Annotated in this window: 14 protein-coding genes and 2 tRNA genes; 11 read left to right on the top strand and 5 right to left on the bottom strand. The window is 71.1% G+C overall.

The genetic code is table 11. The annotated features are described in order from the left end of the window. Nucleotides 1–75 precede the first annotated feature (75 nt). The 3 genes from ABIA32_RS10485 to ABIA32_RS10475 all read left to right on the top strand — a co-directional run bounded on the left by ABIA32_RS10485 (nucleotide 76) and on the right by ABIA32_RS10475 (nucleotide 1,264). Nucleotides 76–450 (top strand): hypothetical protein, encoded by a 375-nt coding sequence (locus tag ABIA32_RS10485; protein WP_370093721.1) that lies wholly within the window; start codon nucleotides 76–78, stop codon nucleotides 448–450. Nucleotides 451–659: 209 nt separating this feature from the next. Beyond that, a complete protein-coding gene (locus tag ABIA32_RS10480) occupies nucleotides 660–935 on the top strand; it encodes a WhiB family transcriptional regulator (protein WP_084715264.1) in 276 nt (91 codons plus the stop codon). 35 nt (nucleotides 936–970) lie between these two features. Further along, nucleotides 971–1,264: a hypothetical protein gene (locus tag ABIA32_RS10475; protein WP_370093811.1), complete on the top strand. Its 294-nt coding sequence runs from the start codon at nucleotides 971–973 to the stop codon at nucleotides 1,262–1,264. A 134-nt stretch (nucleotides 1,265–1,398) separates the two neighbouring features. On the opposite strand, the gene ABIA32_RS10470 is transcribed toward ABIA32_RS10475, so the two are convergent. Further along, on the bottom strand, nucleotides 1,399–2,742 hold the full coding sequence (locus tag ABIA32_RS10470; protein WP_370093720.1) for an ABC1 kinase family protein: 1,344 nt from the start codon (nucleotides 2,740–2,742) through the stop codon (nucleotides 1,399–1,401). Nucleotides 2,743–2,826: 84 nt separating this feature from the next. Further along, nucleotides 2,827–3,927: a ThiF family adenylyltransferase gene (locus ABIA32_RS10465; RefSeq protein WP_370093719.1), complete on the bottom strand. Its 1,101-nt coding sequence runs from the start codon at nucleotides 3,925–3,927 to the stop codon at nucleotides 2,827–2,829. Between the two features lie 197 nt (nucleotides 3,928–4,124). On the opposite strand from ABIA32_RS10465, the gene ABIA32_RS10460 reads away from it, so the two are divergent. Continuing rightward, complete coding sequence (locus ABIA32_RS10460) at nucleotides 4,125–4,724, top strand: M48 family metallopeptidase (RefSeq protein ID WP_370093718.1); 600 nt, start codon at nucleotides 4,125–4,127, stop codon at nucleotides 4,722–4,724. Nucleotides 4,725–4,731: 7 nt separating this feature from the next. Here ABIA32_RS10460 and ABIA32_RS10455 read toward each other — a convergent pair whose 3' ends face one another. Both ABIA32_RS10455 and ABIA32_RS10450 read right to left on the bottom strand, forming a co-directional pair. Then, nucleotides 4,732–5,286, bottom strand: a complete 555-nt coding sequence (locus ABIA32_RS10455; protein WP_370093810.1) for an NUDIX hydrolase — start codon at nucleotides 5,284–5,286, stop codon at nucleotides 4,732–4,734. Nucleotides 5,287–5,297: 11 nt separating this feature from the next. Beyond that, entirely contained in the window at nucleotides 5,298–6,824 is a 1,527-nt protein-coding gene (locus ABIA32_RS10450) for a zinc-dependent metalloprotease (protein ID WP_370093717.1), read from the bottom strand. Nucleotides 6,825–7,194: 370 nt separating this feature from the next. On the opposite strand from ABIA32_RS10450, the gene ABIA32_RS10445 reads away from it, so the two are divergent. The 4 genes from ABIA32_RS10445 (at nucleotide 7,195) to ABIA32_RS10430 (ending at nucleotide 10,200) form a co-directional block, all read left to right on the top strand. Beyond that, nucleotides 7,195–8,211, top strand: coding sequence for an NAD-dependent epimerase/dehydratase family protein (locus ABIA32_RS10445; protein WP_370093809.1), 1,017 nt, complete (start codon nucleotides 7,195–7,197; stop codon nucleotides 8,209–8,211). Nucleotides 8,212–8,294: 83 nt separating this feature from the next. Next, entirely contained in the window at nucleotides 8,295–8,738 is a 444-nt protein-coding gene (locus tag ABIA32_RS10440) for a molybdenum cofactor biosynthesis protein MoaE (protein WP_370093808.1), read from the top strand. A gap of 130 nt (nucleotides 8,739–8,868) precedes the next feature. Beyond that, nucleotides 8,869–9,069: a hypothetical protein gene (locus ABIA32_RS10435; RefSeq protein WP_370093716.1), complete on the top strand. Its 201-nt coding sequence runs from the start codon at nucleotides 8,869–8,871 to the stop codon at nucleotides 9,067–9,069. 42 nt (nucleotides 9,070–9,111) lie between these two features. After that, nucleotides 9,112–10,200 (top strand): PDZ domain-containing protein, encoded by a 1,089-nt coding sequence (locus tag ABIA32_RS10430; protein ID WP_370093715.1) that lies wholly within the window; start codon nucleotides 9,112–9,114, stop codon nucleotides 10,198–10,200. Nucleotides 10,201–10,263: 63 nt separating this feature from the next. Here the strand turns inward: ABIA32_RS10430 and ABIA32_RS10425 are convergent, their stop codons facing one another. Beyond that, nucleotides 10,264–10,803, bottom strand: coding sequence for a PPA1309 family protein (locus ABIA32_RS10425; RefSeq protein ID WP_370093714.1), 540 nt, complete (start codon nucleotides 10,801–10,803; stop codon nucleotides 10,264–10,266). A gap of 97 nt (nucleotides 10,804–10,900) precedes the next feature. Here ABIA32_RS10425 and ABIA32_RS10420 point away from each other — a divergent pair, with 97 nt between their 5' ends. The 3 genes from ABIA32_RS10420 (at nucleotide 10,901) to ABIA32_RS10410 (ending at nucleotide 12,102) form a co-directional block, all read left to right on the top strand. Next, nucleotides 10,901–11,767 (top strand): UPF0182 family protein, encoded by an 867-nt coding sequence (locus ABIA32_RS10420; protein WP_370093713.1) that lies wholly within the window; start codon nucleotides 10,901–10,903, stop codon nucleotides 11,765–11,767. A 65-nt stretch (nucleotides 11,768–11,832) separates the two neighbouring features. After that, nucleotides 11,833–11,906: transfer RNA gene (locus ABIA32_RS10415), tRNA-Met, on the top strand. A 122-nt stretch (nucleotides 11,907–12,028) separates the two neighbouring features. After that, nucleotides 12,029–12,102 (top strand) — tRNA-Met (locus ABIA32_RS10410). The last annotated feature ends 322 nt before the right edge of the window (nucleotides 12,103–12,424 follow it).

Here is a 12,424-nt window from a genome sequence, read left to right as displayed (position 1 = left end):
GCCATTGACCACCAGCGGGTCCGCTTCATCAGCGGACTCCTAGCACGCCGAAGGGAGGCGGACATTGTGAAGACCATGATCACCAAGCTGACTGGCCGGACCCTGACCGCCGCCGATTTCGGCATGCCGTGCTTCGAGATCTTCGAAGCCCGTGGTCTGTCCTTCGCCGGTGCCGGTGTCGACGCCACTCGTGTGCGCCTTGCCGCTGCCGTTGCCAGCAATGGCTTCGGCGCGTGGGATGCACGCCGCATTGAGCGACCGCTGTCGGCATCCGTAGCGCCCATCACCGCCCTGGCAGGCGGTTATGGCGACGCAGCGGGTGCCGGAGCCGGCTCGGAGAAGCACAGCGCGTCCCTCCAGCACCAGTCCCAGAAGCAGCAGAAGGTCGCCGGAACGGCGATCACGATGAGGGCCTTCCGCGGCCCACACCCTTGGATAGAGCGAACCTGAGCCTGCATCAGGTCGGCGCTTCCAGGGCCGCGGATTCCCGAATCGGGATCCGCGGCCCTTCTGTTTGCCCACAGGCAGAACAGACAACTCGAGAACACCCACTCAAACAGGAAGACGACGCGAACGTGTCACCGGTGACCAGCCCACACGCCCCGTCCGCAACCAACGCCGACCACTTCGACGACTCCCACCCCCCGGAGGTAACCCTGATGCAGCTCACCGCGTTCGAGGAGGCCGAGACTCTCGGCGCCCCGATCCCCTGCCGTTCGCTCGACCCCGAGGTCTTCTTCGCCGAGACCCCCGCGGACGTCGAGTACGCCAAGTCCCTCTGCGGCACCTGCCCGGTGAAGGCGGCCTGCCTGACCGGCGCGCTCGAGCGCCGCGAGCCCTGGGGCGTCTGGGGTGGCGAGCTCTTCGTCCAGGGCGTCGTCGTGGCCCGGAAGCGGCCCCGTGGGCGTCCGCGCAAGACCGAGGTCATGGCGTGACCGCCGCAGGCGCACTCCGCAGCTCCATCCGCGAGATCGCCGATCCCGCGACCGCACCGCGAATCAGTCCCAACCCGACCACCGACAAGCAGGTCCCTTCGATGAACCGTCCCGCCGACGCACGTCCGACCGCCGTCCTCCGCCACGAGAACACCCAGAACAGGACCCTCACCATGCAACTCATGCCCGAAGCCCTGGCCCGTGTCCACATGCAAGAGCGCCTGCAGGAGGCCGAGCGCGAACGATTGGTCCGCGCCGTCCAACTGAAGCGCAAGGCCGAGCGCGCCTCGCTGCGCGCCCGGCGTGCGCTCGCCAGCGTCGTGCTCTGAGAAACACGATCTATCCAGCAGTAGCGCAGTACCGAAGTAACCGCAGTACCTGAAGAATCCGACAGAAACGATCGGGCCCGCCTCTCCTCGGAGAGGCGGGCCCGAGGGCTTTCGGGGGCACGATTGGCTGTGCGCTACGCGACGACCTCCTCGTCGGCGAAGCCGGGGAGCCAGGCGAGCAGCTCGTCGCGGAAGGATGCGGTGGCGTCGAGCTGGCAGAGCACGCCGATGGTGCTCAGCGTGACGCGGTGGATCAGCAGGTACGAGGGTGGCAGGTTGAGCTGGCGTCCGAGCGCGTACGCGGGCGAGCGCGGATCACCGACCCTGGCGGCCTGGGCCCGCATCCAACTGCGGGTGAAGCGGAACTCGGGCACGGCGGCGGGTTCGATGATCGGCAGCACGTAGTCCAGCACCGCGTCGGGGTCGAGATCGATGCTCGGCTTGACGAAGCCCTCCTGGCGCAGCATCTCCAGCACCCCGGCGGCGTCCCCGGCCAGTGCCATCCGTAGGGCGTTGCCGATCGGGGCCGGCAGGCCCTCCGGCAGCCGGTCGACCGTGCCGAAGTCGAGCACGCCGAGCTGCCAGCCTTCGACCGGTCCCTCGTCAGCCAGCAGCCGGAAGTTGCCCGGGTGCGGGTCCGCGTGGAGCAGGCCGGTGCGGGCCGGGCCGGCGAAGAGGAAGCGGGCCAGCAGCTGGCCGGCGCGGTCGCGCTGCTCCCTACTGCCCGAGGCGATCACCTCGGAGAGCGGGATGCCGTCCATCCACTCGGTGACCAGCACCTGTTCGGCCTGGTGCACCACGGCCGGGACGCGGATCTCCGGGTCGTCGGCGAACTCCACGGCGTGGACGGTCTGGGAGTGGGCCTCCAGCGCGTAGTCGAGCTCCTCGGTGACCCGGTTGCGCAGCTCGGCGATGAGCGGCTTGACGTCCAGGCCGGGGATCAGCGGACCGATCAGTCTGGCGACGCGGCCGAGTTGGTTCAGGTCGGAGAGCAGGGCGTCACCGGCGCCCGGATACTGCACCTTGACTGCGACCGCGCGCCCGTCGTGCCACACGGCCCGGTGCACCTGGCCGATGGACGCGGCGGCAGCCGGTTTGTCCTCGAAGCTGGTGAACAGCGCACGCCAGTCCGGCCCGAGGCGTTCGTTGAGAACGCTGTGCACCGAGGCGGCCGGCATCGGCGGCGCGGCCTCCTGAAGCTTCGTCAGCGCGGCCCGGTAGGGGCCGGCCACCTCCTCCGGCAGGGCGGCCTCGAAGACCGAGAGGGCCTGGCCGAACTTCATGGCCCCGCCCTTGAGTTCGCCCAGTACCTTGAACAGCTGGTCCGCGGTGCGCTGTTGCAGCTCGGCGGCGACCACGTCGGCGGGCCGGCCGCCGATGCGCTTGCCCAGGCCCAGGGTGGCGCGTCCGGCTATCCCCAACGGGAGGGCAGCGAGTTTGGCCGTGCGGGTCACTGCCTTCCGTGGAAGATCGCTCACGGATGCCTCCCTGCTTGTCTGGCGCGGTTGGTCCTGCTCGGGCCGATCGACAGATCAGGGCGTCGCATCATCTGTCGGACGGCCTCATTCTGCCCCCGCCTGCCAACAGCAGCCGCAGTCGGGGTGCGGATCGAGACGGCGACGACGCATCGAGCCGTCGACCATGGAGATGTCGACCCACCCGCCAAGGCTAGGGGGTGCTCCGCCGTCCAGGAAGATCAGCGCGTGCAGGGCGGCGGTGGCCGCGACCGTCGCCGCGAGGGTGGCGTCGCAGGCGCCGGGGGCGGACCGGCCGCTGCAGTGCTGCGCCAGCAGCAGCGGCCAGTGCGGATCGGCGTCGGCGCGGTGGCAGGAGAGGCAGCGTCCGCACGGGCTGCTGCCCGGCAGCACCAGCGGGCCGACAGATCCGGTCGTCTCGACCACACCGGCGTAGAGGTGGGGGAGGGCGGCCTGTTGCAGGGCCCGGCCGAGCTCCGGGTCGGGCAGGCCGCGCGGGGCCACGACGACCAGATCGGGGGCGCGTTGTGCGCTCGCCGTCTCGTCCGGCAGCCCGGGCGCGGCGCGGCGGACGGCCGCGCGGGCCGCGTCGGTGCGCAGCCGGCCGGCGTCGTCGGGCCGGAGCCCGGCGGGGGAGGCGTCCTCCGGTTGGACCCGGCCCGCGTCCCTGACCCGGACCCGCCCGACTCCGGCCGAGGCGAGCAGGGCGGCCACGGCGGCCCCCACCCGTCCGGCGCCGCGGACCTCCACCCGGGCCTCCCGGCGCGCGAGCAGCGCGGCGGGGGCGGCCCCCGGGCCGGGCCTGGCGAGCGAGAGTGCGGCCAGATCGGGTGCCAGGCGGGCGCGTTCGGCCGCCGGCAGGGCCAGCAGCGGGCGGTGGGCGTTGCTGTCGTCGAGGGCGTCGCAGGCGTGCAGCCCCTGGAGCAGCTCCTCGACCCGCTCGGCGCTGACGCCGAGCCGGGCGGCCTCCGAGGGGAGCACGGCGAGCTCCCGGGAGCCGTCCAGCAGGTCGAGGAACTCCGCCTCGGCCGGGGCGGCGGTGAGCAGGCCGCCGTGCCCGGGGCCGACGCCGAACTGGAGAGTGTCCCGGTCGCGCCAGGCGCGGCGCAGGGCGGGCTTCAGGCAGGGGCGCATCATCCGCTCCGTTCGTGAGGACGAGCTGTTGAGGACGAGCTGTGGGGCCAGCATGCCCCGAACCCGGAAAAGGAGCGGAAAGTTATCCACAGGACTGTGGATGAAGTCCGATGATCACTTCTATCGACTGGCTATTGGTCCGGTTTTGCTGTGAGTTGGCCGTATTCCCGCTGTGGCAATCCCCACCCGAAGGGAGATTTTCGGCCAGCAGGTCGGGACTTTTGTCAGCACCGGCAGGTAGCGTCTCCGGCGTGGCTGCGGGAGCGGAGCATCGTCCTGCTGTGCCGCGCAGGTCTGTTCTGGCGGCAGCCCAGAGCCGGTCCGCGGCGCAGGATGTCGAGGTGCGCCGGAGCACCCGGCGCAGCCGTACGGTCTCCGCGTACCGCGAGAACGGGCGCACCGTCGTGCTGATCCCGGCTCGCATGTCGGCGGCCGAGGAGAAGCGCTGGGTCGCGCAGATGGTCGACAAGCTCGACGCCAGGGAGAGCCGGCAGATCCCGAGCGACGAGGAGTTGGCCGAGCGGGCCCGCGAGCTGTCCCAGAACTTCCTGGGCGGCCGGGCGCGTCCGCGCAGCGTCCGTTGGGTCACCAACCAGAACACCCGCTGGGGCTCCTGCACCCCCGCCGAGGGGACGATACGTCTCTCCCACCGCCTGCAGGGCATGCCGGAGTACGTGGTGGACTACGTGTTGCTGCACGAGCTCGCCCATCTCCTCGAACCGGACCACGGTCGCCGGTTCTGGGCCCTGTTGGACGCCTACCCGCGCACCGAGCGGGCGCGGGGGTATCTGGAGGGCGTGGTGGCCGCCAGAATCCCCGCGCCGCGCGAGGGTCAGAGCAGTACCCGGTAGGCGATCGTCAGCGCAGCGCGTGCTGTGCGCGGGCCGCGAGCTCACGGACCGAGGCGTCGGTCAGCTCCGGCAGCGCCTCGAACGGGAACCAGCGCAGGTCGAGGGACTCCTCGCTGATCCGCGCGAGCGCGTCGACGGGAGCCGTCACGACGTACTGGACGTCGAGATGGGTGTTCTCCGGCTGGTCCCGGCCGGCGCAGCGGACGGCGTGCCGGTCGAGCTTCACCGGTCCGTCGCCGAGCAGGGTCAGGCCCTCGACGATGCCGGACTCCTCGCGGGCCTCGCGCAGCGCGGCCTCGGCCAGGGTCACGTCCTCGGGCTCGCAGTGGCCGCCCAGTTGCAGCCAGCGGCCGACCTTGGGGTGGAGCGTCAGCAGTACCCGGCCGCGCTCGACGTCCACCACCAGCGCGCTCGCGGTGATGTGGGCCGGGCGACAGCTGCGCCAGACGCCGTCGGCGCGGGCGTCCAGGTGATCGAGGTAGTCGCGCCGCAGAAGATCCTGCTCGGCGTTGGGCGCGTCCCACTCGCGAAGGACGCGCACCACGTCCGCATGCAGGGTCAACAGGGAGGAGTTCACTTGTCCCCGTCCGACTTCTTGTCGTCCTCGGAGTCGTTCGCGGCGTCGGCCTCGGGCTTGCCGGTCTCGGGCTTGTCGGTCTCGGGCTTGGCGGAATCCGGACCGCGCCCGGCGGCCTCGTTCAGCATCTCGTCCAGTTTGGTGAAGTCGATACCGCCCTCGGCGAGCTCCTCGGTGGCGGCACCATGGACGAAGCCGTCCGGGTCGTCGAGGTCCGCCGCGGTCGGCAGCATGTCCGGGTGCTGCCAGAGCGCGTCGCGGCCGTCCGTGCCGCGGGCGTCGGCGAGCGAGGCCCAGAGGCGGGAGGCGTCGCGCAGCCGGCGCGGGCGCAGCTCCAGGCCGACCAGGGTCGCGAAGGTCTGCTCGGCCGGCCCGCCGCTCGCGCGGCGGCGGCGCAGCGTCTCACGCAGCGCGGCGGCGTGCGGCAGGTGCGGTGCGGCGGCGGCGTGGACGACGGCGTCCACCCAGCCCTCGACGAGGGCGAGCGCCGTCTCCAGGCGGGCGAGCGCGGCCTTTTGCTCGGGGGTGTCCTCGGGCTGGAACAGGCCGCCGCTCATCGCCTCCTGCAGCGACTCGGGGTTCATCGGGTCGATCTGGCCGACCAGGTCCTCGAGCCGGGCGGTGTCCACCTTGATCCCGCGCGCGTATGCCTCGACGGCGCCGAACAGGTGCTGGCGCAGCCACGGCACATGGGCGAAGAGACGCTGGTGGGCCGCCTCGCGCAGGGCCAGGTACAGCCGGACCTCGTCGGCGGGCACGGACAGTCCCTCGCCGAAGATCTCGATGTTCTGCGGCAGCAGCGCCGCCTTGCCGGGCGCGCCGAGCGGGAGGCCGACGTCGCTGGAGCCCAGCACCTCGGCGGCGAGGGCGCCCAGCGCCTGGCCGATCTGGGTGCCGAACATGGCTCCGCCCATGCTGCGCATGACGCCGAGCAGCGGGCCGGCCATGGCCTGCATCTCCTCGGGCACGACGCCGCCCATGGCCGCGCCCACGCGCTCGGCCACCGGGTCGACGAGCTCCTGCCAGGCGGGGAGAGTGGCCTCGATCCACTCGGCCCGGCTCCACGCCACGGCGCTGGTCGCGCCGGCGGGCAGGGCGGTCGCGGAGTCGAGCCAGAGCTCGGCCAGTCGCATCGCCTCGGAGACGGCGGACTTCTCCGACTCGCCGACCGAGCGGTCCTTGGAGCCCTCCTCGCCGGTGCCCGTGACGACGGCCTGCCGGGCGATGTTCTTGGCGAGCTCCCAGTTGACCGGCCCGCCGTCGAAGGAGAGCATCTGACCGAGCTGCTGGAAGGCTGCGCCGATGTCGTTCGGGTTCATCCCGCCGAAGAGCCCGGCGAGCGGGTTGTCGCCGCCCGCACCGCCGGAACCGGGCAGTCCGGGGAAGCCGGGAAAGCCGAAACCGAAGGGGTTGCCGCCCTTGTTTCCAGAGTCGCCAGAGCCGCCGGAGCCGCCCTGCTTCCCCTCGTCGCCCTCCTCGGGCTCCTCGGGGGGAAGGCCGAAGCCGAAGGGGTTGTCGCTCACGAGTCGCCTCGATCTGGTAGGCCGCGCCGGAACACAGCTGGTGCCGGGTGCACCGCGGTGCCCTGGCCTCGGGCAGGATGGACCGGTACGTGACACTTACGTACGCATCAAAACTAACCGCGGAGGACAGCCGGTGAGTTCCCCACCTTCGGACGTTCGCTCTGGGCTGACCGGCGACCGCAACGGTCCGACAGGTGCGGACGCGGCCGAGATTCCGGCTCAGACGCAGGCCCAGGTCGAGCCCCGGGTCGAGACAGAAGTCGAGGCAGTAGTCGAGACCGAGGTCGAGATCGGCGCCCGGCCCGAGCCGGAGCACCCCGAGTACGACGGACCGCCGCTGGTCGTCGCGGTGACCGGCGCCGCCTCCGGCATGGGCGAGCGCCTGGTCCGCCGTCTGGTGGAATCCAAGGGCGTCCGCCGGGTGCTGGCCATCGACGAGCGCCGCGGCGAGGCCAGGGGCGTCCAGTGGCGCGTCCTCGACGTGCGCGATCCGGCGGTCGCCGAACGGCTGGCGGGCGTGGACGTGGTGGTCCACCTCGCGCTGGACCTCGGCATGGAGTCCGATCCGAAGGCCCGTTCGGCGTACAACGTGCGCGGGACGCAGACGGTCATCACCGCGGCGGCCGCGGCCGGTGTCCACCGGGTGGTGCTCTGCACCTCGGCGATGGTCTACGGCGCGTTGGCCGACAACGAGGTGCCTCTCGCGGAGGACGCGCCGCTGCGCGCCACCGAGGAGGCCACTCTCGTGGGGGACCTGCTGGAGATGGAACGACTGGCCCGGCGCGCCCCGCACGTGCACCCCGGGCTCTCGGTCACGGTGCTTCGTCCGGCGGTCGTCGTCGGCCCCGGCGTGGACACCGTGCTCACCCGGCACTTCGAGGCGCCTCGGCTGCTGGTGGTCGCGGGCTCGCGGCCGTGCTGGCAGTTCTGCCACGTCGACGACCTCACCGCCGCCCTGGAGTACGCGGTGCTCGGCCTGGTCGAGGGCGAGGTGACGGTCGGCTGCGACGGCTGGCTGGAGCAGGAGGAGGTCGAGCAGATCACCGGTATCCGCCGGATGGAGCTGCCGGCCAGCCTCGCGCTCGGCACCGCCGCCCGCCTGCACCGTCTCGGCCTGACCCCGGCCCCGGCCGGGGACCTGGCCTACACGATGTACCCGTGGGTGGTCTCCGGAAGTCGCCTGCACGAGGCGGGCTGGCGGCCGCGCTTCAACAACGACGAGGTCCTCGCGGAGCTGCTGGCCCAGGTCTCCGGCAACCACGCGGTGGCGGGCCGCAGGCTCAGCGGCAAGGACGCCGCGACGAGCCTGGGCGCGGCCGGCGCGACGGTCGCCCTGGTCGGCACGGCGGCGCTGGTGCGTCGCGCCCGCAAGCGCCGCCGGGGCTGACCTGCGCCACCGGAACATCACCATGGAACACGAGTGTCACGATGCGGAATCGAGGGCTTGAACTGCGCATCCGATCCGCCATGATGGACGGCATGAGCACCCTCCAGGACCCCATCCGCCTGCTCGCGCTGCGCGACACCGCGCTCTCGCTCGACGAGGTCTACGCGGCGGTCGAGCACGACGCCGCAGGCGGGACCGACGTCTTCGTCGGCACCGTGCGGGACCACGACGCGGGCAAGGGCGTCACCGCGCTGGAGTACAGTGCGCACCCCAGTGCGGAGGAGGAACTGCGCCGCGTCGCGAAGACGGTCTGCGCCGAGTACCCGGTGCTCGCGCTCGCCGCCGTGCACCGCGTCGGTCTGCTGGAGATCAACGACGTCGCCGTGATCGTCGCGGTCTCCACCGCCCACCGGGGTGAGGCGTTCGAGGCATGCCGGCGTCTGATCGACACCCTCAAGCACGAGGTCCCGATCTGGAAGCACCAGCGTTTCGCGGACGGCAGTGACGAATGGGTGGCCGCCTGCTGAGCTGCCCTGTGGCCGATCCCGGCGGATGCGCGAACATCTCGTGCATCCGGTGCGTGACCGGCACGGCCCTGTGATCGTTGTGAGTATCAGCGGCTAGTCTGCTGATACCACGATGAGCTGGGAGAACGACATGAGTGTGCTCGCCTGGTGGATCATCCCGCTGCTGGGTGGCGTCCTCGCCGCGCTCTGGGTGACTTTTTCCTCCCGGACGAGGAAGACGGGGGACCGCGACTCGCTCCAGGACTACGAGCGCTTCCGCACCGCCATGGAACGCAAGCCGGAGCGCGCCGAGCCCCGCCCCGACCCCCGCCCCGAGCCTGGCGAAGCGTAGTCCGGCGGGCGCGACGACGAGCGCGTCCCGTACTGTCGTGCCATGCCACGCCGCTCCGCGACGATGCTCGCCTCCACGCTGCTGCTGATAGCGCTGTTCTGCGTCACTCTTCTGGTCCCGGCGCCGTATGCCGAGATGAGTCCCGGGCCGACCTACAACACGCTCGGCGACCAGAACGGCAAGCCGGTCATCGTGATCAGCGGCCATCAGACGTATCCGACGACCGGTCACCTCAACATGACCACCGTCGAGGTGAGCAGCGCGGACTACCGCCCGAGCCTGATCTCCGCGTTGGCGGGCTGGATCGACGGCAATATGGCGATCGTCCCGCACAGCACGCTCTACCCGGACAACCAGACCGCGCAGCAGGCCCAGCAGCAGAACGCCGAGGAGTTCTCGGCCTCCCAGGACAGCGCGAAGACGGCGGCGCTGACGCAGCTCGGCTTCCCGGTCGCGGCAGAGGTCGTGGTCGCCGCGGTCGTCGAGAACAGCCCCTCGGTGGGCAAGCTCCACGCGGGCGACGTGATCGTCGCGGTCGACGGTACCCCGGTCACGGACCCGAAGCAGGTCTCCGCGCTGGTCACCAAGCACCAGCCCGGCCAGGACGTGGTCTTCACGGTGATCCCCAAGGCGAAGACCTCCGAGCTCACGCAGACCCCGGCGCAGCGCGCGGCGGAGGAGCAGCGGGTGGCGGTCAAGACTGCGGAGAACCCGACCACGCAGAAGGCGATGGTGGGCATCCAGCCGGACGTGGAGCACACCTTCCCGTTCGACGTCGAGATCAACCTGGGCGACGTGGGCGGCCCGAGCGCCGGTCTGATGTTCGCGCTCGGGATCGTCGACAAGCTCAACGGCACCGACCTGACCGGAGGCAAGTTCGTCGCCGGGACCGGGACGATCGACTCGACCGGCAACGTCGGGCCGATCGGCGGGATCTCCATGAAGCTGATCGCCGCGCGTGCGGCAGGGGCGCAGTACTTCTTCACCCCGGCCGACAACTGCGCGGAGGCTGCCTCGGCTACGCCGAAGGGCCTGACGCTGGTCAAGGAGACCACCCTCAAGGGGGCCCTGGACGCCCTCGCGCAGATCCGCTCCGGCAACACCGCGGCGCTGCCGTCCTGCACCAAGTAGGCCGATGGCAAGGCACGCGGCGTGCGCCAGCCCGCGCCCCAGGGGTGAAGAGCAGTCCGTGCCTCAGCTGAAGGTCGTCAGGAGGGCGTCCGCGAGGCCGGGGACCAGGTCGGGGCCGGTGAGGACCTCGCGGGCGGAGTCCTTCTCGCGCAGCCGCAGGGCGGTCTCCCTGCTGCCGTCGCGCAGGACCGCGACGGTCATCCGGACTTCCTGGCGCTCCGGGTGCTTCGCCACGAAGGCCGCGAGCTCGCGCTCGCTCTTTCCGCCGGGGATGGTCGCCTCCGCGGAGGGCGGCAGGATCAGGCGCTCGACGACGAGCGCGCAGCCGGCCACGGCGTCGGGCCAGGCGATGGTGCCGAGGAACTCGTCCAGCTGCGCGCCCTTCGGCAGCTCGTCCTGCTCGATCGGGGTCAGCTCCCCCTTGGCACCCGGCTCCAGGCCGAGCTGACGGGCCAGCGCGGGCTGATTGACCAGCAGCTCACCCGTGTCGACCAGGGCGAACAGGCGGGCGGGCTGGTCCCAGCCGAGACCTGAGGCGTACTCGTCGATCTCGAGCGCGGCGCGGGTGAGCGGGCGGGCGGCAGGGGGCGTGGCGTCGGACATGGAACCTATCCTCACATGTCGCCGGGAACTCAAATAATCGTCGTCGGAGTTGGACTAACCGACCCCACCGCACGAACGACGAGCCCGAGGACCCGCCTTGGTTTTCCAGATGCCGACGCCCGGCCCGACGACCCGGCACCGTCCCCGGGTTCTGCCGCTGGCCTCGGCGATCTCGGCGGGTGTGGTGCTGGCGGCGCTCGTGGTGCTGGCCGCGCCGACCTGGGGGCAGCTCTTCCTCTTCCTGGTCTTCGGCTCGGTGATGGCGCTGATGGTCGGCGGCAACTGCTGGCTGGCGCACCGGATGCGGCAACCGCTGAGCGTCATGTCGCCCGAACAGGTGAGTCTCGATCCGTGTCGGCAGCTGGTGGCGGGCCGTAAGCCGCTGCTGCTGGCAGCGGTTGCGGGCCTCCCCGGTGTGCTGGCCGGTGCGGCGGCGGCGACCCATGCCGATCTGTGGCGGGAGACGGTGCACGAGGCGCCCTGGGGCACCCGGGACCCCAAGTTCCACCTGGACTCCAGCTTCTATCTGACCACCGTGCCCTGGTACCGGTTCCTGGTCGACTTCGGTTTCGCGGCGATCTTCGCCTCGCTCGCCGCGGCCGGGGCGGTGCACTACCTCTACGGCGGGCTCCAGCTCCAGGACCGTCGAAGACGCAGCACGGCTGCGGCTCGGGCGCAGCTTTCCGTGCTCTTCGCCGCACTGCTGGCACTGAAGGCGGCGGCCTACTGGCTCGACCGCTTCGACATCGTCGGCCGCGCCGCCCAGCTCGGGCCGCGTCAGCTGGACGCCTGGCTACAGGCGAAGACACTGCTCTGCTGCGTCGCGCTGATCTGCGCGGGGCTGTTCCTGACCGTGCCGGTCCGGCGGCGTTGGCTGCCGGCGTTCACTGGGCTGGGACTGCTGGTGCTCAGCGCGCTGCTGGCCGGCGGCGTCTACCCGCTGCTGGTCGGCGAGCTGGGCTGACCGGGTCGGCCGAAGCAGCTGGTCAAGGACCATCCTGGCCCCGTGCTATGGTTAAGACACAACGACGCGGGGTGGAGCAGCTCGGTAGCTCGCTGGGCTCATAACCCAGAGGTCGCAGGTTCAAATCCTGTCCCCGCTACTCAAGATGAAGGCCCGGTGCTCAGGCACCGGGCCTTCATCGTTTCCGCTTCGCTGCACGGCGCCTCGCTTATATCGATTTGCTCTGATCGGCGACGGTGTCGTACAGTAGAGACACAACGACGCGGGGTGGAGCAGCTCGGTAGCTCGCTGGGCTCATAACCCAGAGGTCGCAGGTTCAAATCCTGTCCCCGCTACTGAAAGAGACAGGCCCGGTGCTTAGGCACCGGGCCTGTTCTCTGTCGTGGGCCCTGGTGTCTCCGACGGGCGCCTCCGATGGTCCGAACGGGTAGGGAATCTGACGGTCAGTCTTATTCCGGCCCCGGTGGGGAAGGTGGGGCTCACCTGGCGTCACGGGACGTCAGTGGCAGGCCATCGCACAGGTGTTGCACGGTAGATGTGTCGCGAAATCGACAAAGCGCTGAAGTACCCTCACAAGCTGCGGTATACCAGGTGTACGCGGGTTGCGGATGGTGCGACGATGAGCTCGATGGGGGAGATTGCGTACCAGGGGTGCCC

It is taken from the genome of Streptacidiphilus sp. MAP12-20 (genome assembly GCF_041262525.1).
Lineage (GTDB): Bacteria > Actinomycetota > Actinomycetes > Streptomycetales > Streptomycetaceae > Streptacidiphilus.
This window is presented reverse-complemented; position numbering and strand designations above follow the sequence as displayed.